The organism is Sphaerochaeta sp. (assembly GCA_022482495.1).
Taxonomy (GTDB): domain Bacteria; phylum Spirochaetota; class Spirochaetia; order Sphaerochaetales; family Sphaerochaetaceae; genus RUG023.
Genome location: JAKVPA010000003.1, coordinates 128,977 through 150,174, shown reverse-complemented (window position 1 = coordinate 150,174; position 21,198 = coordinate 128,977). Strand labels below are relative to the sequence as shown.

General features: G+C 55.5%; 20 protein-coding genes, 1 tRNA gene and 1 pseudogene. 14 read left to right on the top strand and 8 right to left on the bottom strand.

Going from position 1 to position 21,198, the window contains the following annotated elements; translation table 11 throughout:
- Positions 1–3 precede the first annotated feature (3 nt).
- A complete protein-coding gene (rsfS, locus tag LKE28_04815; protein ID MCH3907570.1) occupies positions 4–348 on the top strand; it encodes a ribosome silencing factor in 345 nt (114 codons plus the stop codon).
- On the opposite strand, the gene LKE28_04810 is transcribed toward rsfS, so the two are convergent.
- The 6 genes from LKE28_04810 to LKE28_04785 form a co-directional block, all read right to left on the bottom strand.
- Positions 349–1,674 (bottom strand): MATE family efflux transporter, encoded by a 1,326-nt coding sequence (locus LKE28_04810; GenBank protein ID MCH3907569.1) that lies wholly within the window; start codon positions 1,672–1,674, stop codon positions 349–351.
- A 28-nt stretch (positions 1,675–1,702) separates the two neighbouring features.
- Positions 1,703–2,494 carry an ATP-binding cassette domain-containing protein gene (locus LKE28_04805; protein MCH3907568.1) on the bottom strand — a complete coding sequence of 264 codons (792 nt, stop codon included), beginning with the start codon at positions 2,492–2,494 and terminating at the stop codon, positions 1,703–1,705.
- The gene (locus LKE28_04800; protein MCH3907567.1) at positions 2,494–3,444 is read right to left on the bottom strand and encodes an ABC transporter permease; all 951 of its coding nucleotides are present in this window, start codon (positions 3,442–3,444) and stop codon (positions 2,494–2,496) included. The genes LKE28_04805 and LKE28_04800 overlap by 1 nt, the downstream gene beginning before the upstream one ends.
- Before the next feature lie 72 nt (positions 3,445–3,516).
- A complete protein-coding gene (locus LKE28_04795) occupies positions 3,517–4,506 on the bottom strand; it encodes an ABC transporter substrate-binding protein (protein ID MCH3907566.1) in 990 nt (329 codons plus the stop codon).
- Between the two features lie 101 nt (positions 4,507–4,607).
- Positions 4,608–5,618: an ABC transporter substrate-binding protein gene (locus tag LKE28_04790; protein MCH3907565.1), complete on the bottom strand. Its 1,011-nt coding sequence runs from the start codon at positions 5,616–5,618 to the stop codon at positions 4,608–4,610.
- Between the two features lie 94 nt (positions 5,619–5,712).
- Complete coding sequence (locus LKE28_04785; GenBank protein MCH3907564.1) at positions 5,713–5,994, bottom strand: hypothetical protein; 282 nt, start codon at positions 5,992–5,994, stop codon at positions 5,713–5,715.
- 105 nt (positions 5,995–6,099) lie between these two features.
- On the opposite strand from LKE28_04785, the gene LKE28_04780 reads away from it, so the two are divergent.
- The 10 genes and pseudogenes from LKE28_04780 (at position 6,100) to tyrS (ending at position 16,325) form a co-directional block, all read left to right on the top strand.
- Positions 6,100–7,239 (top strand): hypothetical protein, encoded by a 1,140-nt coding sequence (locus LKE28_04780; GenBank protein ID MCH3907563.1) that lies wholly within the window; start codon positions 6,100–6,102, stop codon positions 7,237–7,239.
- Positions 7,240–7,247: 8 nt separating this feature from the next.
- Positions 7,248–7,793 (top strand): cob(I)yrinic acid a,c-diamide adenosyltransferase, encoded by a 546-nt coding sequence (locus LKE28_04775; GenBank protein ID MCH3907562.1) that lies wholly within the window; start codon positions 7,248–7,250, stop codon positions 7,791–7,793.
- Between the two features lie 101 nt (positions 7,794–7,894).
- A complete protein-coding gene (locus LKE28_04770) occupies positions 7,895–8,533 on the top strand; it encodes a capsule biosynthesis protein CapC (GenBank protein ID MCH3907561.1) in 639 nt (212 codons plus the stop codon).
- A gap of 9 nt (positions 8,534–8,542) precedes the next feature.
- On the top strand, positions 8,543–9,793 hold the full coding sequence (locus tag LKE28_04765) for an ATP-binding protein (protein MCH3907560.1): 1,251 nt from the start codon (positions 8,543–8,545) through the stop codon (positions 9,791–9,793).
- A 2-nt stretch (positions 9,794–9,795) separates the two neighbouring features.
- On the top strand, positions 9,796–10,425 hold the full coding sequence (locus LKE28_04760; protein MCH3907559.1) for an RloB family protein: 630 nt from the start codon (positions 9,796–9,798) through the stop codon (positions 10,423–10,425).
- Between the two features lie 4 nt (positions 10,426–10,429).
- Positions 10,430–11,323 (top strand): helix-turn-helix transcriptional regulator, encoded by an 894-nt coding sequence (locus LKE28_04755; protein ID MCH3907558.1) that lies wholly within the window; start codon positions 10,430–10,432, stop codon positions 11,321–11,323.
- A 9-nt stretch (positions 11,324–11,332) separates the two neighbouring features.
- Positions 11,333–12,187 carry an alpha/beta fold hydrolase gene (locus LKE28_04750; protein ID MCH3907557.1) on the top strand — a complete coding sequence of 285 codons (855 nt, stop codon included), beginning with the start codon at positions 11,333–11,335 and terminating at the stop codon, positions 12,185–12,187.
- A 73-nt stretch (positions 12,188–12,260) separates the two neighbouring features.
- Positions 12,261–13,736, top strand: coding sequence for a glutamate--tRNA ligase (gltX, locus tag LKE28_04745; GenBank protein MCH3907556.1), 1,476 nt, complete (start codon positions 12,261–12,263; stop codon positions 13,734–13,736).
- Between the two features lie 12 nt (positions 13,737–13,748).
- Positions 13,749–15,072 (top strand): annotated as a pseudogene (locus tag LKE28_04740) (glycine--tRNA ligase).
- Positions 15,073–15,074: 2 nt separating this feature from the next.
- Positions 15,075–16,325, top strand: a complete 1,251-nt coding sequence (tyrS, locus tag LKE28_04735; protein ID MCH3907555.1) for a tyrosine--tRNA ligase — start codon at positions 15,075–15,077, stop codon at positions 16,323–16,325.
- Between the two features lie 116 nt (positions 16,326–16,441).
- On the opposite strand, the gene gdhA is transcribed toward tyrS, so the two are convergent.
- Both gdhA and LKE28_04725 read right to left on the bottom strand, forming a co-directional pair.
- Entirely contained in the window at positions 16,442–17,803 is a 1,362-nt protein-coding gene (gene gdhA, locus LKE28_04730; GenBank protein ID MCH3907554.1) for an NADP-specific glutamate dehydrogenase, read from the bottom strand.
- 219 nt (positions 17,804–18,022) lie between these two features.
- Positions 18,023–19,309 carry an amidohydrolase gene (locus LKE28_04725; protein ID MCH3907553.1) on the bottom strand — a complete coding sequence of 429 codons (1,287 nt, stop codon included), beginning with the start codon at positions 19,307–19,309 and terminating at the stop codon, positions 18,023–18,025.
- A gap of 62 nt (positions 19,310–19,371) precedes the next feature.
- Here LKE28_04725 and LKE28_04720 point away from each other — a divergent pair, with 62 nt between their 5' ends.
- The 3 genes from LKE28_04720 (at position 19,372) to LKE28_04710 (ending at position 21,161) form a co-directional block, all read left to right on the top strand.
- On the top strand, positions 19,372–20,145 hold the full coding sequence (locus tag LKE28_04720) for a single-stranded DNA-binding protein (protein ID MCH3907552.1): 774 nt from the start codon (positions 19,372–19,374) through the stop codon (positions 20,143–20,145).
- A 12-nt stretch (positions 20,146–20,157) separates the two neighbouring features.
- On the top strand, positions 20,158–21,039 hold the full coding sequence (gene ispE, locus LKE28_04715) for a 4-(cytidine 5'-diphospho)-2-C-methyl-D-erythritol kinase (GenBank protein ID MCH3907551.1): 882 nt from the start codon (positions 20,158–20,160) through the stop codon (positions 21,037–21,039).
- A gap of 50 nt (positions 21,040–21,089) precedes the next feature.
- Positions 21,090–21,161 (top strand) — tRNA-Gln (locus LKE28_04710).
- Positions 21,162–21,198: the final 37 nt, after the last annotated feature.

Here is a 21,198-nt window from a genome sequence, read left to right as displayed (position 1 = left end):
ACGATGATGCCGGAAAAGACGGCGGAGAACGCCAAGAAGATCGCGCAGTTCCTGACGGACAGCAAGTGTCAGGACGTGGAGATCCTGGATGTGAATCCGGAATGCAGCTGGGCCGATTGTTTCATCATCGGCACGGTGAACAGCATGGGACACCTTGCCGGTGTCGTCCATGAACTCTGGGGTGAGCTGACCTCGCTCCATCTGTCGGTGAACAACCGTCACAAGAGTCCCGCAGGGGATGGCTGGACGTTGGTCGACTGCGGCGACATCGTCATCCATTTGATGAGCGCCGAGCTGCGGGAGTTCTACTCGTTGGAGAAACTCTGGGCGAAGAAGGTGGACGGCTGATCAGATCAGCCGTTTCTCCTGCCATTTGCCGCCACGGAACCGGTGGATGAAACATCCTGCCCGGAAGATCCAGTCAATGTACATTCCCATCCAGATTCCGTTCAATCCCAACCCCAACACGGTGGAAAGGAAATAGGCGAACACCACACGGAACCCCCACATGCTGATCATGGAGATCAACATGGTGTATTTTGCGTCCCCGGCGGCCCGAAGACTGTTGGGAAGCTCAAAGGACGCCGGCCAGATCAAAGCGGTGAACAGCATGCACTGCTTCAGAACGCTCACCGCGATATCCATTGCTTCCTGGCTGAGTTTGAACCAGCTGACGATGGTAGGGGAGAACGCGTAGATGGCAAGCGATGTGATCCCCATGTACAGGTACGTCCTTCCCAAAAGCCGCTTGGAATACGAGGACGCTTGTTCCGGCTGTCCGGCACCGATGCACTGTCCGACGACGGTGATGGCCGCCAGCCCCATGGCGTTGCCGGGAATGTTGGCGAAACCTGCCACCGAGTTGCAGATGGCGTTCGCCGCCAGGCTTGCCGTTCCCAGACCCGCGATGAAATTCTGCACCAGCAGCTTGCCGATCTGGAAGACGGAGTTCTCCACGCCGCTGGGAATGCCCACTTGGAGAATTTTGGATATGATCTGTTTCTTCCACCGGAACGGGAACATGTCAGACAGGAAAATATCATTCTTTTTGTTTTGCAGGAGTATCGTCATGGCGATGGCGCTGACCGCCCGGCTGGCGAGCGTGGCGATGCCTGCTCCGGCGACTCCCATGTGCATCACATAGATCAATACGGCGTTTCCGCCGATGTTGATGACGTTCATCAGAATACTTACCTGCAGGGATACTTTGCTGTTGCCCATGGAGCGGAACAATGCCGCGCAACTGTTGTAGACTGCCAGAAACGGAAAACTCAGCAGAATCCAGAAGAAATAGGTGGACGCGTTGTCCATCACGCCTTGCTCGATACGCCCGAACAACCAAGCAAGGAATGGTCTGCGGATGGGAAGGAGCAAAATGACCAACGCCGAACCGACCACCAAGGAGAGGCTGTACAGTTGTCTGCCGGCGTCACACGCGCTGGCGCGGTCCTGGTTGCCCAGGTATTGGCTGGAGACGACGGCGCCGCCTGTGGCAAACGCGGCGAACAGGGCGATCATCAACTGGGAAAACGCGTCCACCAGGCTGATGCCGGAGACGGCCATCTCCCCGTTGACGGCGACCATCACGGTATCCGCCATGCCGATGGTCACGGCAAGAAATGATTCCCCCACCAAAGGGAGAATCAACCGCCTGAGATAGGCGTTTGAAAACATCAGTGGCTGCGGATTCGTTTCCACGTTTTCAGTCGGTGGTGAGCAACCCCTCGTCGTTGCTGAATTCCTTGTTCTTGATGTCCTTGAACAGCTTGACCAGTCCTTCGACCGTCATCCGCTGTTTGGCGACCCCGGAGAGGTCCAACACGATCTGGCCTTCATCCATCATGATCAACCGGTTGCCATAGTCAATGGCGAACTGCATGTTGTGGGTGACCATCATGGCGGTGAGGTGATACTGCTGGATATAGTTGGTCGTCAGATCCATCACCGTCTGGGCGTTGCGGGGGTCCAACGCGGCGGTATGCTCATCAAGGAGCACCATCTGCGGTTTGCTCATGACGGTCATCAACAGGGTAAGCGCCTGCCGCTGTCCGCCGGAGAGAAGCCCTACGTTGTCCTTCAGCCGATCCTGCAAACCGATCGGTTTGAGAAGTTCACGGAACTCAGCACGTTTCTCGTTGTTCAGGCTGATGCGTAGCCCCTTCCTTCCTTTGGTGGACGCCGTGATCATGTTGTCCTCGATGGACATGCTGGCCGCCGTCCCCTTGGTGGGATCCTGGAATATCCGGCCGATGGTGAAGGCCCGCTTGTATTCCGGCATCTTGGTGATGTCCTTGCCGTTGACCATGATGGTTCCGCTGGTCACCGGGAAGGTGCCGGAGATCAAATTGAACAACGTGGTTTTCCCGCTTCCGTTGGAACCGATGATGCAGATCACGTCTCCATCCTGCACCTTGAGGTTCAGATCCTCGATGGCGATTTTCTCGTTGACCGTGCCAGGATAGAAAACTTTGGTGACATGGGATAATTCAAGCATCACTTCGCCTCCACGTTCAGATGGGTGTTCTGACGCTCGGCGTTGCGCGCCAGCGCTTTCTTCTTCGCGTCATTGTTGGAGGCCTTGCTCCGGGTGGACGCGACGAACAGGCTGATGATGACGAGAATGCCGGTCAACAGCTTGAAGTCATTCGGCGTGATGTGGATCAAATAGCCGTACTTGCGGCCGAAGAACATCAACGCCTTGTACATGATGGCGCCAAAGACGGCACGTAGGGTGATCAGATAGATTTTGTTGCTGGAGAACAGGAACTCACCCAACATGATGCCGGCAAGCCCTTGGACGACCATGCCCTGTCCCAGGTTGGCGTCAGCGAAGCCTTGGTACTGGGCGAGCATTCCGCCGGAGAGGGCGATCAAGCCGTTGGAAACACCAAGACCGAGCAGTTTCAGATGTTCCGGGTTCATCCCCTGGCTGATGACCATCTGTTCGTTGGATCCCATCGCTCCGATGGCGATGCCAAGATCACAGCGGAAGAACAGGTCGAAGATCCCTTTGATCAACAGCACGACGAGAAGGGTGCCCAGCAAGCTTGCCCATTCCTCTGGAAGGAACGAGAAGACTTGGGGAAGCCGGGTGTACAGCGTCGTGACCCTGAGCAGCGGCAGGTTGGCCTTGTTGCCAAGAATCCTCAGGTTGATGGAATACAGCATCGTCATGGTGAGGATGGACGCAAGCAACGCGGGAATGTGCAGCTTGTTGTGAATCTCAGCCGTGACCATCCCGCACAGCACCCCGCTGATGAACGCGATCAGCAACGCGACGAAAATCGATGTGCCATGAGTGATGCAGACCGCCGTCACCGCCGCCCCGGTCGCCACCGAGCCATCACAGGTGAGGTCTGCCATGTCCATGATTCTGAAGGAGATCAGAATCCCCAGCACCATGATGGCGAAGATCAATCCGTCAACAAAAATACCCTCAATCATCAGTGAACCCCTTACAGAAAAAACCGTCGGCGCGAAGCCGACGGTGTACCTACAAACCGGCTCGGTTATCGATCACTTCGTAATCTTTTTGCCATCCTGGACCAGGACAGCGGCCATATCAATGTACGACTGATCGATAGTATAGCCAAGCTTCTTGGCTGTATCAAGATTAAACCAGAGCTCAAAATCCTTCGGATCGGTGAGGTAGACGATTCCGACATCCTTCGGAGATACGCCCTTGATGACCTGCTCGACCGCTTTGCCGGTCGCCGTTCCGACACTGTAGTAGTTGAATCCCCAAGCGATCAGGAAGTTCAGTCCGTCAACACCGCTGGGATCCGCGCTGAACAGCGCCTTACCCGCTTTGGTGCAGACATCATCGATGGAAGGAAGCGCGGAAATGACGGTGTTGTCCGTTGAGATATACACGGCATCCACACGGTCGATGATCGACTGGGCGGCCATCTTCACTTCGCTGGTGTTGCTCACCGCGACCGTGACGAAATTCACGCCGAGTTTCTCACAGGCCGCTTTTGCGGCTTCCATCAACACGACGCCGTTGGCTTCGCCAGAGGCGTAGATGTTTCCGATGGTCTTGCAGCCGGTCACGTCAATCAGCAGCTTGATTTGGCTTTCCACCGGGTTGGCGTCGGAGACACCGCAGACGTTGTCGGCGGTAAGTCCCGCGCTGACCGGATCGGTGATCGCGGAATAGACCACCGGGATGTCGGAGAACACGTTGGCCAGAGCCTGAGCGGACGGGGTGGCGATGCCGACGACGACATCATCCTTGTCGCTCTTGAATTTCTGGGCGATGGACGCAGCCGTGGAGATGTCTCCGTTGGCGTTCTGCTGGTCGAAGGTGACCTTCAGACCGGTGGTGGCCAGGTAATCCATCATGCCCTTCTCCGCGGCGTCAAGCGCCGGATGGGGCAGAAGCTTAGAAATACCAATCTTGTACACCTTTTCCGTCGAGGCGGCAGGAGCCTCTTTGGCTCCCTGCGCGCAGAGCGGCAAGGCCAGCAACAGGACGACGAGCAACGTTGAGCAAACTTTTTTCATGAGATTCCTCCAGAATGTGCTTGACCGTAACTATAACGGAAAGACATCCATTTGTAAATCTGATTATGCACGATGTTGAATATTAATTCAGCTAATATGCACTACTTGTTTGATACTTTTACGTTGTCTTTGACCAGATACGAGGCTTTCTTCAGCATCTCGTCGCTGATGTCGATGCCCAGGTATTTGGCGCTGTCCAGGTTGAACATCAGATCGAACTGGGACGGATCATTGAAGAAGATCGCTCCGATGTCCCTCGGTTTCTCTCCCTTGATCACCCGCTCGATCACCTTTCCGGTCTCCACACCGACGGTGTAGTAGTTGAAGCCCCAGCTCATGAAGAAGTGGGTGTTCTCGCTGGATGTGGTGTCCGTGTTGAACAACGGTTTCTTCGCTTTGTAGCACACTTCATCCACACTGGCGATGGCGGAAACGACGGTGTTGTCGATGGCCACATACATGCCGTCCACGCGGTCGATGATGGACAGCGCCGCGGTCTTCACTTCGGCTGAGTTGCTGACCGCCGCGGAGATGAACTCGACTCCGTTGTCGGCGCACACCTGTTTGGCGACTTCCATCTGCGCCACGCCGTTTGCTTCTCCGGATGTGTAGACCATGCCGAGTTTCTTGATGTGGGCCACTTCAAAGAAGGTCTTCAGCTGCAGGTCGATCGGGTTCATGTCGGAGACGCCGCAGACATTGGTGTCTTCCGTCTTGTCATAGTTGGAGACCAGGCCGGCGGCCAACGGGTCGCTGATGGCTCCGAAGATCACCGGGCGATCCTTGAAAACCAACGCCAGCGCCTGGGCGGGGGGAGTGGCGATGCCGACGACGATGTCATCGTTGTCACTCTTGAACTTCTGGGCGATGGACGCTGCGGTGGAAACTTCTCCATTGCAGTTCTGGAAATCGTACTTCACCGGAATTCCCGTGGTGGCCATATAATCCTGCATGCCTTGTTCAATGGCGTCCAACGCCGGATGGGACACCATTTTCGAAACTCCGATGGTATACGTTTTTTGCGGTGCCGCCGTGGTTTCCGTCTGGGGTTGCGCGAACGCGGCGGTCATGATCAGACAAAGGGAAATGACGAGCAAGTTGATTCTTTTCATAGTAACAATCTCCTGATGATGCTACTTTACATAGTAACAATAGGGTTGTCAAGATACTTTTGAGAGAAACATGCGATTTTTTAAGAGGATACGGTTAATTGTCGGTATCGTCGGCGTCGTCGACCTGTTCGAACATTTTCTCTTCCGTGGCGTCCGTTTCGTCCCGGAGCACGTCATCTTCTTCTTCTTGTTCGTCCGCGTCGGAGTCGTCGGCCAGCATCAAGTTATCCGCCGTTTCAGGATCCTTCAAGGGGTCATCCACCGTTTGGGCCCGCCATTCCAGCTTTTCATCTTCCTCATCGTCAATGGTATTGAAATAGCGGTCCTCTTCTGGATTGCACTCGTCATCAATCAGCGCGCTATGCGTTTTTCTCATGCCAATCTCCCCGTCAGCATCACCATAGGGAAATGAGTCTGGCTTGTCAACGGTTTTCTTCTGGTGGTATTCTTGCAGAAGGAGTAAGGGAAAAGGGAGTAGAATATGAAGAAACAGAAATGGTTCGGATGGCTTGTCCTGGCGTTGGTTGTCATGCTCGCCTCCTGCCAAAGCACGGTGACGGTACGGCATCTCGTCCCCGCCGGGGTGAATATGGGCTCGTATCGGACGATTGCCGTCGCCTCCACCAGCCTCAGTGCTCCCGCGCTGAACTATTACCCGACATGGAGCATCAACTTTGATGACTTTGGGTATCGTCTCTCCACCGGGTATGAGCGCAACGCGGCAAAGAATGCTGCGGAACTGGCAACCAAGACATTCACCAGCACGTTGCAGAGTTCCGGTTTCTTCACCGTGCTCCCTCCCGAGCAGACAGACAAGTACTTGGCGTTGGGGGATGATGGTGTCGCTTTGTTGAAGCAGAAGGGCGTCAAGGCGATCGTCACCAGTTCGATCTCCTATCTGGATCTGGATGAGCGCCCCTTCACGGAAGACATCGTGGAGAATCAACTGGATCCCACCACCAAGAAAAACAAACAGGTGGTGACCGGAAAGAAGTATTATGTCTCCCAACGGGTGACTTTGACCTTCTCGTACCTGGTCAGGGACATTGAGAGCGGAACAATCCTGGCCAGCAATTCCTTTACCGACCGGCGAAGCCGGGATACGGAGATCGCCCGTCGCGTCTACCGTGGCTCGTCGTTCGTTGACGAACGCAGGTACGCCTTTGCTTACGCGCCGTCGGTAACCAGCATGATCTCCTCCATTCTGGACGCGTTCCAGAACAAAATCGCGCAGCAACTGATGCCAACGTGGAAGTATACCACCCTGGCGTTGATGCCGAACAAACCGAAGGAGGCAAACGTACAGGATGCCTATCGGATGGCCGACGCTGGTCAGGTCGAGCAGGCGTACGCCCTGTTCCGCGCCCAGTGGGACGCCACCGGGCATCTACCTTCCGGGTATAACGCCGCGTTGATGCAGGAAGCGATGGGCAATCTTTCCGACGCGTTGACGCTGATGAACCAAGTTGCCAGCAGGACGGGGGATGTGAAGGCTTCGGCGGCGGTGCACCGGATGCTGGCCGCGCAGAAGGCGCAGCAGGAAGCGCATAACCAGATCAACGGAACGACTTCGGTCGGAGAGTCCAAGGTGACGACCACACAGATCATCACAGGGAGCTGAAGAAAGATATGAAAGGAACAGGGAATCCGCAGATCATCGTGTATACCGGGGACGGCAAGGGGAAAACCACTGCCGCCATGGGGCAGATGCTCCGCGCGTTGGGCCACGGCGGCAAGTGCGCCGTCATCCAGTTCATCAAACAGGATCCCTCCAAACTGGATTGCGGGGAATGGAAGGAAGCGCAGCAACTGGGCGTCTTGTGGAAGAGTTTTGGTTCCGGCTTCAGTTGGGAAGGGGACAACAAGGAAACCAACAAGGCCTTCTGCATCCAGGGCTGGGAACAGGCGAAACGATGGATTTCCTCTGGGGATTTCGACCTCCTGGTGTTGGATGAATTCACCTATGCGTTCACCTTCGGCTATCTGGATCCTCTGCAGATTGCGTTGTGGCTGGATGACCATCATGGGAAAAAAGGGTTCCCCAACCTGGTCATTACTGGGCGAGGATGCCCTGACGCATTGGTTTCCATCGCCGATATCGTCAGTGAAGTGAAGGAAATCAAGCACTCGTTTGCCCAAAAGGGTCGCGAACCGCTTCCCATGATTGAATTTTAGGCCATCAAATCCAAGATGATAGCCTCAACCCGCAACGGTTGTTGATTATTCTTTGCCATTTACGCTATTCTGGGTATAATTAAGAGCAAGGAGCGGGGAACATGGGGTTGTTTGATCTTCACTGCCATCTGCTTCCGGATATTGATGACGGCAAAGTGCCGGCAGAAGGTCTTCCTCGGGTTCTCCAGATTTATAAAGAAAGTGGTTTTGATGGGCTTGCGTTCACGCCGCATATCTTCAACCCGTATGTGACGACGAAGACGGAACGGCTTCGGGAGGCGTGGAACCAAGGGAAAAGAATTGGGGAGGCAATGGGGTTGAGGATGCATCTGGGGAGCGAATTGTTTCTCGGCTCCCAACAGGAAATCATCTCCATTCCCATCGCCGGCAGATACGCGTTGTGTGAGTTTCCCACGACGCTTCCGCTGGCGGGTTGGTTTGAGAAACTGGAGACGTTGGTCTCCCAGAGGTTGGTGCCGCTGGTCGCTCATGTGGAGCGGTATCGGTGGTTGACGGTGGAAAGTGTTGATTTCCAACGGATCAAAGCATTGGGTTGCTTGATCCAAGTGAATGTCAGCGCGGCGTTGGATGGATCGGCGTTGCCATATCTTGAAGCTGATGTGGTGGATGTGATGGCGACGGACAACCATGGGTTGGATGATGAAACACCAGCCCAGCTGGTGATGCAAATGACGAAATGGCCAAAAGTGTTTGCGCGTATGGAAGCACTTGGGCTTTAGGAGGATAGCATGTTAGTGGACATGACGATTGCCAACTTCAAATCCGTGAAAGAGGCCCAGACGATTTCGTTTGAGGCGGTTCGGGACAGCAGGTTGGACGAGTCGAAGACGGTTGTCGTGAATGAGAAGCTCAGGCTGATCAGAACGGCGGCCATCATCGGGCCGAACGGGGCGGGAAAAAGCTCGTTCGTCAGAGCGCTTGAGGCGCTGAAGTTCATTGTGACGGCGCCGGATGACCAGGAGAACCCGCTTCGTATCCTCGCCGGTACAGCGTTCGCCTATGATCCCGAGTCCAAGACGGAACCGGCGACCATCATCATCCGCGTCGTGCTGGACAAAGGGACGGGGAATGATGATTCCGTCATCGCCCAATACAAGCTGGTGGCGGATAACAGCCGGATTTACGAGGAAAGCCTGTATCATATCATCGGTCGGTCAAAGAAGCTGATGTTCCAGCGCAAGGCGGATGAAGCCGCTGTGCTGGCTGGCTCTTCGGACATCACCTATACGTACCGTTGGGGCAAAATGTACCGTGGCGAGAAGAAGCGCCTGGTGGGAAAGCTGGATGGCACGCATACCTTCCTTGGCGCTTCGGCGCACAAAGGTGGGGAAACCAGTTCCCAGCTGTATGGGTGGATTGATGTGACGCTCAACCTGCTTCCGATGGGAGTTTCCCAGTCCAGTGAGAAGTATTTGATCGAACAGATCACGGCGCATCCCGGTTGGGTTGAGCAATTGAAGAATTTCCTGTGGAGCATGGATATCACCGATATTCGTGACATCGTGGTGAAGAATGATCGGTTGATCTTCATCCATACCAATGTCACCCAGCATTACGCTTCCTATTTCAGCACGGAGAGCCTCTCACTGCGCAGACTTTGCCTGATGGGCGTCGCGTTCTTTGAGAGCTTCACCCAGGGTCGGACGCTGGTCATTGATGATTTCGGCATGCTGCTGCATCCCAATGTCCTGTGCCACGTCGTGGATATCTTCGAGGAATGCGACCAGACATTTGGTTCCCAGATGTTGGTTGTCGACTGCAATCCCAGTCTGCTTCAGCCCGGATTGCTTCGACGGGATGGTGTTTACTTCGCTGAGAAGAACGGAGAAAGCGCCACAGTGTACTACTCGTTGGCCAACTACAAGTTTTCCCGCAGCAAGGACAAAACTCCCGCGCAGTACATGGCCGGCGCGTTCGGCGCGCTTCCGCTGCTCAGCGAATTCCATTTCGTTGACGCAGAGAAAGGCAAGGAGGTCTGATTATGGCAAGGAAAAAAATTACGGTGAGTCCTCTCAACACCATTCTGATCGTTACGTCCAACCAGGCGAACGCGTTGTATTTTTCCCAGATGCGCAAGGACTGCCGCTTTTCCAACATGAACGTGGAATATGAGCCTGCGGCGAAGAATCTGGAAGATTTCATCCAGAAGACGGCGCGACGGAGGAACCTCGGGGGATTCACCGTCGCGTGGGCCGTCTTTGATTTCGCCGACCTGCAGGTGACTGCTGATCAGGTGAAGGAAGCGATGCCGCTTGCCCAGCAGAAGAAGGTGGGGTTGGCGTGGAACAACCCGTCCCAGAGCCTGTGGTACCTGCTGCACTTCCAGAGTCCTCGTGGCGTGGTCACCGATCCCAAGGTATTGGAGAGCGCGGTGGCTCATCTGATCCCCGGGTTCTCTGATACGCCGGAGTATCTGCTCTCTGATGGCCTGACGTTGCATCTTTCCTTGTTCGCCAGCAAGGCAACGGCGGCGAACAACGCCAGCGCGTACAACATGCTGGCCGAGCGGGAGACCGGTGTGGCCGCGGCGAACATGATTCCGTTGATCAACGACATCACACGAGTGTGTGGACAGGCGGACATCACGCATAACCAGCGGCAACTGAAGTAGCCTTGTGAACGGTATCATCCTGTTCATTTACATGCTGGCCTTTGCCTTGGGTTGCATGACCCTGGCATTGGCCGTTGTGTATCAGATTCAGAAACCGCATTCCTGGACCCAGTTGTTCATCGTCTGCATTTCCAGCCTGATGGGATGCATGATGCTCTCTGCGCTCCAGATGATCGCCAGCGTGTTTATGAAAAGTGATTTCGCCAAGCGGATCGTCTCCATCATCATCCAATCCATCCTGACGGCCAACGTGGTGTTCCTCGTCTCGTTCATCCCGTACTTCATCACCTGGGTCATCGGGCATCCGTGGCGGAATCCGTACAAGACGTTCTTCTTCACCCTCTCCGGGGTGTATCTGGTCTCCGGGGTGCTGAACATCATCAGGCCGAAGATCGTCTACTCCAACCTGATGGAGATCCTGTTCGTCGTCGTCATCGGTTTCTGTTTGATCGTCTTGACGAAGAACCTCAATTCCATCGAGGAGAAGGATGTCCGCGCTGTCTGCATCACCATCATGATCGTCAGTGTCGCCATGCTTCCCGCCATCGGCGCCACGTTGGTCTTCCCCAAGGTGCGTACCCTGATGTACGGCATTTATTTTCTGGCATTCTCCATTACCGTGATGAGTTATCTGTTCGTATATTTCGCCCAAACGGGTAAGGAAGCCAAGGCGGGACGAAACAAAGAGCTTTCCTTACAGGATCTTTCTGAGTACCATATAACAGAGCGCGAGTTAGCCATCATCAAGTTGATCTCCCGTGGATTGACCAACAAGGAGATCGCCGCTGATCTGGACATCAGTGTCAACACGGTGAACAACCACGTGGCGAACATTTTCGCGAAAACCAAGGTACGGAGCAGGATCGACCTTCTCAACCTGCTGAAGCAGCCGTGGTGAGGAGGATTGATGCATATTTCGTATGATGTACCCGACTGGTCAGCCGGGTGGTATCAGGATAAGGCGCCGGTGCGGAGGTGCGCCCGGCCTTGGAAGATGGTCCACGACGCCCCGAGCGACGTGGCCGTTCTTTTATGTCACGGATATACCGGTTATCCTGGTGAGTTGATCCGGCCGGGCATTGATCTGTACGATGCCGGTTTCGATTGCTACGCCGTCCGGTATCCTGGACACGGCACCAGCGGGGACGATTTCCAGCGTTCCGGACGGGAAGACTGGCTGGGTACGGCGGAAAACGCTTACCAGGATCTTGCGTCCCGTTATCATGAAGTCTATCTGGTGGGACACTCCATGGGAGGCTCGGTCGCCGTGTTGCTCTCTTCACGTCACCCGGAAGTGAAGAAAATGGCGTTGATCGCCCCGGCGTTGGTGATGAAATCCCTTGCCACAGGATGGCGGAAATTCCAATTGACCTTCGCCCAGGTGTTTTCCCCCAAGAAGATCGCCGTTCCTTGGAACAGGGATCCCGGTTACCACTTCCTGTATGAAGGGGATCCGGACGATGACGCGTATTTGGGTTCCCAGTACTGGTCATGGCTGTTCCCCCGAAAGGTGTGGGACCTGCACCGGATGTGCGTCGAAGCGGTCAAAGCGCTTGATGCCGTCAAGGCGGATACGCTGGTGCTGACCGGTGGCAAGGATGATGCGGTTGACCGCAAGGCGGGAGAGATGGTCGCCGCCAAACCGCTGGGGAAGAATCGGCACGTCCATCTGCCCAACGCCACCCATCTGATTCCCTATGACAAGGACAAGGCTTCGCAGGATCAGGGGATGGGGGAGATCGTGACGTGGTTCACCACGTAAAGCCTTGCTTGTTGTTGCTTTTACCGAGGTTTTCGGGTACAACTACCACACAAGGTGAAGGAGATTTCCCAAGATGGAAGTTCGTGTGAGATACGCGCCTTCTCCGACCGGTTTGCAGCATATCGGCGGAATCCGGACGGCGCTGTTCAATTATTTCTTTGCCCGCGCAAACGGGGGCAAGTTCATCCTTCGCATCGAGGACACTGACCGCGAACGGTATTCCGATGCGTCGCTTCAGGATTTGTACGATACGTTGGCATGGCTTGGCATCACCTGGGACGAAGGTCCGGTAGTGGGTGGCCCGTACGGTCCGTACATCCAAAGCGAGCGGACGGCCATCTACCAGAAATACGCCAAAATGTTGGTTGATATGGGCAAGGCCTACTACTGCTACTGCACACCCGAGCGCTTGGAAGCGCTCAGGGAGGAGCAGACCGCCAGCCACAGCCAGTACCAGGGCTATGACCGGCACTGCCTGCATCTCTCCCAAGCGGAGCGGGACGAGGCGATCGCCAAAGGCATCAGGCCGGTGATCCGCCTGATCGTCCCCACCGAAGGAAAGACGACGTTCCATGATGTGTTGATGGGGGACATCACCCGCAAAAACAGGGATGTCTCTCCTGATCCCATTTTGTTGAAGAGCGATGGGTTCCCGACCTATCACCTGGCCAATGTGATCGATGACCATCTGATGGGCATCACCCACATCATGCGCGCCCAGGAATGGATTCCTTCCGGCCCGTTGCACATCCTGCTGTACCAGGCGTTCGGATGGGAGCCTCCGGTATACTGCCATCTTCCGATGGTGATGGGCAAGGACGGCCAGAAACTGTCCAAGCGCCATGGTTCCACCGCGGTCCGCGATTTCCGGGAGAAAGGGTATCTGCCCGAAGCGTTGATCAACTACGTCAGTCTGGTTGGCTGGTCATACGATGGACAGAAAGAGTTCTTCTCCAAGGAAGAGCTGGAGAAACTGTTCAGCCTGGAGAAGATCAACAAGGCGCCTGGCATCTTCGATTACAAGAAACTTGACTGGTTCAACGGACAGTACATCCGCATGTGCGATGACACGCGCCTGAAAGGATTGCTTGTCCCGTATCTGGAGAAAGCAGGCTTCTTCTCCAATCCTCCGACGGCGGAGCAGCAGCACAAGCTGGATATCCTTACGCCGGTGGTCAAGGAACGGATGAAGGTGCTCTCCGATGTGGTGGAGTTGTCCCGATTCCTGTTCACCGACATCACCTACACGGACAAAGAAACGTTCTGCGGCAAAGGCGTGGATATTCCCGCCACCATTACGGCGTTGGAGCAAGGCACCGTTATTTTGGAAGCGGGATTGAAGGCGGGGAAGAAGGATGAGGAGATCGAACAGGAGCTGACCGATCTTGCCGGTCGTCTCCAGGTCAAGGTCAACGGCGTGTTCATGCCGATCCGGGTCGCCATCACCGGCAGCCAGGTAAGCCTGCCGTTGTTTGATTCGATCCGCTTGCTTGGGCAAGAGAAAACATGTACAAGACTGGGGAACGCGTTGGCGTTCCTGAAAAACTAAGAGAGGTTGGGTATGGCGGAAGTAACATTGGACAAAATCGTATCACTCTGCAAACGACGTGGATTCATTTTCCCGTCAAGCGAGATTTATGGAGGGCTCAATGGCGCCTATGACTATGGTCCTCTCGGAGTCAATCTGAAAAACAACATCAGGGATTTCTGGTGGCGTGAGATGACCCAGATCCACGATGACATCGTCGGCATCGACGCTTCCATTCTGATGAACAGCCAGGTGTGGAAAGCGTCCGGACATGTGAGCAACTTCACCGATCCGATGGTGGACTGCAAGGTCTGCCACGCCCGTTTCCGCGCCGACCAGATCGACCTGAACGGGCCCTGCCCGAACTGCGGCAACAAAGGAAGTTTCACCGCCCCCCGGAACTTCAACCTGATGTTCGTCACCCATATCGGTCCGACAGGCCGATGACGCCAGCACCGTCTACCTTCGCCCGGAAACCGCCCAGGGCATCTACGTGAACTTCAAGAACGTGGTGACCAGCGCCCGGATGAAAGTGCCGTTCGGCATCGCCCAGGTGGGCAAGTCGTTCCGCAACGAGATCACGACGAAGAACTTCATCTTCCGCTCCTGTGAGTTCGAGCAGATGGAGATGCAGTGGTTCTGCAAACCGGGTACGGACGACAAATGGTTCCCGTACTGGAGGGAGCAGCGGATGGCGTTCTACGGAAAAATGGGCATTCAGATGGATCATCTGCGCTGGCACCAGCATGGACCGGACGAACTGGCCTTCTACGCCAAGGACGCCTATGACATCCAGTACCTGTTCCCGATGGGTTGGCAGGAGCTGGAGGGTGTGCATGACCGTACCGATTATGACCTCACCCAGCATCAGAAGTTCAGCGGCAAGGATATGAGCTACCTGGATCCGATGACCAACGAGAAGTACATCCCGTACATCGTCGAGACGTCAGCCGGTCTGACCCGCAACGTGTTGATGGTCCTCAGCGACGCCTACGAGGAGCAGCAGCTTGCCGATGACACCCGTGTGGTGCTCCACCTGCATCCGGCCATCGCTCCGATCAAAGTGGCGGTGCTGCCGCTTCAGAAGAAGGATGGCTTGGCCGAGTTCGCCAGCAAGCTGGAGCATGACCTGCGCCATTACTTTGTCACCGACTACGATGTCAGCGGCGCTATTGGCCGCAGATATCGCCGGCAGGATGAGGTGGGGACACCGTACTGCATCACCGTTGACTATGACACGCTGAACGACAACACGGTGACGATCCGTTACCGTGACAGCATGGAGCAGAAACGGATCAAGATCCAGGATATTCCCGCGGAAGTCGCCAAGGCGGACGCCGAGTACAAGAGGGCGTAACGATGAACCAGGCGCTCCAAACACTTCAGCAGCGGGGGTTCATCAAGGACTGCACCGATTTCGATGGCTTGTCCGATCTGATGGATCATGAGAAGGTGACGTTCTACGTCGGGGTCGACCCGACGGGACCGTCGTTGCATATCGGCCACATGGTGCCGTTCTTCGCCATGCATCACCTGCAGATGGCCGGCCACAAGCCCATCGCGCTGGTCGGCGGCGGCACCGGCTTGATCGGGGATCCCTCCGGCAAGACGGAGATGCGCAAGATGCTGACGCTGGAGCAGATCCAGGAAAACTGCAAGCACATCAAGCAACAACTGGCCACCGTGGTCGATTTCAGCAATCCTCCCAAACCCGGCATGGGACTTGCGAAGATGCTGAACAACGCCGATTGGCTGATCGGGCTGAACTACATCCAGTTTCTCCGGGACATCGGACAGTATTTCTCCGTCAACAAGATGCTGACTTACGAAGGGACCAAGCAACGGCTGGAACGGGGATTGTCGTTCATCGAGTTCAACTACCAGCTCCTGCAGAGCTATGACTTCTACATGCTGAACAAGAATGAAGGATGCCGCCTGCAGCTCGGTGGAGCTGACCAATGGGGCAACATCACGGCGGGCATTGATCTGATCAAACGGATGGACGGGCCGCAGTGCTACGGCCTGACCTTCAATCTGATCACCCGTGCCGACGGCAAGAAGATGGGGAAGAGCGAGAACGGCGCCGTGTTCCTGGACAAGACGATGTACCCGGTCTACGACTACTACCAGTATTGGAGAAATGTCGCCGACGCCGATGTCATCCGGTTCATGAAGCTGTTCACCTTCATGAGCATGGATGAGATCGCCACCTACGAGGATCCGAAGGTCAACATCAACGACGCCAAGGAAAAACTGGCCTTTGAGCAGACCAAGATCGTCCATGGCGAGGAAGAGGCGGAAAAGGCACGGGATGCCGCGAAGGCGTTGTTCTCCGTCGGTGGGGAAGCCAGCCGGGACGGCATGAAGAGCATCACCATCGACAAGGCGAAGCTCCAGACCGGATACCCGGTGTTGGAACTGTTTTCCGCCACCGATCTCGCCTCGACCAACAGCGACGCGAGAAGGCTGGTGCAGGGCGGAGGAGCGTCCATCAACGGCAGGAAGGTGGATGACCCGAAGATGCTCATTGATGCTTCCTGGCTGGATGAACAGGGTGAGTTGATCCTCAAGGCCGGCAAGAAGCGGTTCTTCCGCGTGCTGGTCCGTTGATCACAGATCGAAAAAGCAAAGAACAAAACGTAATAAAAAAGAAAGATAAAAAGGTAAGAAGAAAGAAAAGGAACAAAGAGATTGAAGGCCGGCATCATGCCGGCCTTCATCGTATCTTACACGTATCCTTGGGCCAGCATGGCGTCGGACACCTTGAGGAACGCCGCGATGTTGGCGCCATCGACGAAGTCGTTCTTTTCGGAATACTTCACGGCGCACTCGCTCATGTTCCGGTAGATGTCCCGCATGATGTGCTGCAGCCTCTGGTCAACCTCTTCCCGGCTCCAGGAGAGCCGTTCGCTATTCTGGCTCATCTCCAGTCCGGAAACCGCGACGCCGCCGGCATTCGCCGCCTTGGAAGGAATGTGCAGCATGCCAGCTTCCCGGTACACCTGCTGCGCCTCGATGGTGGAGGGCATGTTGGCGCCTTCGGCGACCATCTTCACGCCATTCTTTGCAAGGTGCTGGGCGTCTTCCTTGTTGATCTCGTTCTGCGTTGCTGCGGGGAACGCGTAATCAGCAGGGACATCCCACAGGGGATTGCTGGTGGCGTTCCCGTCGTGGGGGATGTAGGTGCATTTCGGATATTTCTCCGCGTATTCCTTGATGCGGCCCCGTTTGACGTTCTTCAGCGTCTTGACGAACGCCAGTTTCTCCTCGTCGAAGCCTTCCGGATCGATCATCACGCCACTGGAATCGGAAAGGGTAAGCACCTTGGCTCCCATCTGCAGCAGCTTTTCCGTGGTGAACTGCGCCACATTCCCGCTGCCGGAAACCAGACAGCGCTTTCCCTTCAGACTCATGCCTTCCCCTTCCAGGACGGCATCAGCGATGTACACCAGCCCGTAACCGGTGGCTTCCGGACGGATGTTCGAGCCTCCGAAGCTCTTGCCTTTTCCCGTCAGTACGCCGGAGAACGTGTTGGTCAGCCGTTTGTACTCCCCGAACAGATAGCCGACTTCCCGTCCCCCGACTCCGATGTCGCCGGCGGGTACGTCGGTATCCGGTCCGATGTGCCGGTACAGCTCCGACATGAAACTCTGGCAGAAGCGCATCACTTCTCCCTCACTCTTCCCTTTGGGGTTGAAGTCCGATCCTCCCTTCGCGCCTCCCATGGGAAGCCCGGTCAGGCTGTTCTTGAAGGTCTGTTCGAATGCCAGGAACTTCAGGATGGAAAGGTTCACCGACGGGTGGAACCGAAGACCGCCTTTGTACGGGCCGAGTGCGCTGTTCATCTGGATCCGGTAGCCGCGGTTCAGCTGAAGGACGCCGTCATCATCGATCCAGGGAACACGGAACATCACGACTCGTTCCGGTTCCACGATCCGATCGAGGATTTTGTGGTAGACGATCTCTGGCATGTCGTCGACGACTTTGTCGATGGACCGCATGAAGGTGACAACCGCCTGATGGAACTCAGGCTGGTGTGGATCCTGTTGGATCACACGATTCACAATGGTTTCTGTTGCTTGATGCATGTTGGGTACTCCTAATTTTTGTATAAAAATACAAAAATATGCATGAATTATATAAAGAAGTACCATCCGAGGTAAAGAGAGGAAATGGTCCGATCAGAAGGGGAGGATTTCAATTTTCTGAGTGTTTATGCGTATGTACAACAGATTTGATGGAAAGAAACGCAATCGTCGGATGGATGATTGCGTCTTTTGATAAATATATAAAAATATTGATATCAGTTATCGTCTTTTGATGTCTTCCCACCGTTCATTGGTTTTCCGCATCGTTTCTTCCAAATCCAGACCGGTGATACGACGATGTTCCATCACCATCTCACCCTGGCAGAAGACGGTATCCACGTCACTTGCCTGCGCGGCGTAGACCAACGCGGAGAACGGATCGTTCAGCGGCGTCAGGTGGGGTTTGTGGATGTCAACGATGATCAGGTCGGCTTCCTTTCCCGGTTGGATCGTCCCAATTTGGGGGAATCCCAATGCATCAGCACCGTTTTTCGTCGCCATTTCCAGCACCCGGTACGGGGGAAGGGAAGTGATGTCCATCGTGGAGACGGTACTGACCAGACTCGCCACATGCATCTCCTCAAACAGGTTCTGGTTGTTGTTGCTGGAAGATCCATCCGTACCGATGCAGAGTTTGACGCCTGCCTTGCCCAGTTTGCCAAGCGGAGCCACACCGCTAGCCAGCTTGCAGTTGCTGGTGGGGTTGGTGGCCACTGCCGCGTCAAACTGGGAAAGACGGGATATCTCGCTGTCCGTCAGATGGACGCAGTGGGCCAGAAGGTGTTTGGTGTCGTCGAAATATCCCATTCCGTCCAGATAGTCCAGAGGAGTTTGCCCATGGGCTTTGACGCAGTCATCCACTTCCCCTTTGGTTTCAGACAGGTGGGTGTGCAGAACGGCGGCATGCTCTTTCGCCCAGTCATGGGCGTAACGATAGGTCACTTCGGTACAGGTGTAGATGGCATGGGGCGCGACGGCCAGCTTGATCCTTCCATTGCTTTTCTCCACTTCCGGCGCACAGTTTTTCGGTTTCTCCGCAAGGCGTTTCCGGGTGTCATCGATGTCCCCGAACAACGTCAGGCCGATGGATGCCCGGATGCCGCCTTCGTTTGCCGCCCGCGCCGTCATGTGTTCGTTGAAATACATGTCGTTGAACAGCGTGCAGCCGCTTTGGATCAACTCACAGACTCCCAATCGGGAAGCCCAGAGGATGTCCTCGTCGTTCAGTTTGGCTTCGATCGGCCAGATTTGGGACAGCCAGGCCATCAGATTGGGTTCGGTGTCCTTGTAGTTACGCATCAGTTCCATCGCCAGATGAGTGTGGGCGTTGACCAGTGCCGGCATGACGATCGAGCCGTTTGCGTCGATCACACGGTCGGGATGGAACGATGCGGGAGTTTGCCCTACGAAGACGATTTCTTTTCCGTTGATACCGATGTTTCCTTGGATGGTGTACCCTTCTTTGGTCATCGGGATGACCAAGGCGTTGGTGATCAAAGTATTCATGGTTTCACCATACCACGTCTCTGCGAGGCGGAGCAATCTCTGCTTGTCGGAATGCTTCCTTCATGGTAGTGTTTCTCCGGATGGAGATGGATATGGAGGATGTGCGGCAACTGGTGCGGCGGACGGAACAACTTCGGGATGATGTTGCACGACTGTCGTTTGATCCCGCTTTGTATGTGTACAATCCCCTCCAGTACGCCTGGGAACCCCATCGGATATATCTGGAGACGTGGTGCGACCATCCGGTCGACCTGTTGCTCCTGGGGATGAATCCCGGTCCGTTCGGCATGGCCCAGACCGGGGTTCCGTTCGGAGAGGTGAATGCCGTACGTGACTTCTTGGGCATCCAGGCTCCGGTAGGACAGCCATCACGAATGCATCCCAAACGCCCTGTGCTGGGCTTTTCCTGTACCCGGAGCGAAGTGAGTGGCCGGAGGCTCTGGGGCTTTTTACAGAACCGATACCATACCGCTTCCGCTTGCTTTTCCCAATTGTGCGTGATGAACTACTGTCCGCTGGCGTTTGTCGACCCTGGTCCGATGGGGAAGAACATCACGCCGGACCATCTGGATCGGTCTGAGCGCCAACGTCTGGACGCCATCTGCGACGCCTATCTGGAGGATGTCATCGCTTATTTCCAACCGAAAGCGTTGGTGGGTGTGGGGCAGTATGCCAAGGCGAAGCTTGCACCTTTCTCCCAAGGACGGGTGCTTTCCTCGATCATCCACCCCAGTCCGGGAAACCCCCAGGCCAATCACGGATGGGCGGAGAAAACGGAAATTACGTTCCAGGAAATTTTTGAAGCCATTGGCTTTGGGAAGGAAGATATCCAATGAAGGAAACGTGGAATGACGTGCGGATTTCCTGCCCCCGCCAAGATTAATCTCCATCTGGCCGTCGGGAACAAACAGCCGGATGGATTCCATGAGATTTCTTCTGTGTTCTGCACGACGGGGCTTTGCGATACGGTGCGCGTGCGGTATCAGCCTGCGTCCGTTCCCTCGGTGACGGTGACCGGGGTGGAGGCATACTGCGCTCCTGGCTCGGATACGATGGCCAAAGCTGCGCTTGCCTGGATGGGGGAAAGCGGGGTTTCGTTGAAAGTAACAGTGGATTGCGTCAAGCGGATTCCCGTCCAGGCGGGGCTGGGTGGTGGAAGCTCTGACGCCGCCGCGGTGCTCCGCGCGTTGGATCGCTTCCATCCCATCGGTGAGGATCGCTTGGCAACCGTGGCCTGCGCTGTCGGCTCCGATGTTTCCTTCTTTGTGTCCGGGTATCCTTGCGCTTACGTGACCGGTCGGGGCGAGCGGGTTGAGCCTCTTTCCTCCAGAGCATGGCATGTCTGCCTGGTAATGCCACGGAACCTGTCTGTTTCCACCGGTCTGGCCTATCGCGCGTTGGATGCGGTATCCCGTCCCGCGTTGCCTTCTCGGAAAGCGGTGCTTGCGGCGTTAGCCAAAGGCCTGAACACGTGGGACGGTATTTTCCGCAATGATTTTCTCTCTGTTGTTGATGGTCGTCTGGTGTATCAACAACTGGCGGAACTGCAGCAAGGGCTTGATGGATATGGTTCGCTTTCCGGGAGCGGCGCCTGTTGGTTTTTCCTCAGTGAGAAGAAGGATCAGGTAGATGCGTTCTGCCGGCGGGTGACTGAAGTGATGCCATGTTCCGTGGACACCTGGGTGGTTTCCGCGGGAAGCGCAGTCGTGACTGAAACGGACAGTGTGTAGGAACGCTGGACAAACCGACCATTTTACGCTAGGCTTCATAGCGTTTCAATTGGGAAGTAGCCAAGTGGTTAAGGCTCTGGTTTTTGGTGCCGGCATCGGGGGTCCGAATCCCTCCTTCCCAGTCGTTTGAAAGGGTGTTGTGAGGATATCGTTGATGTC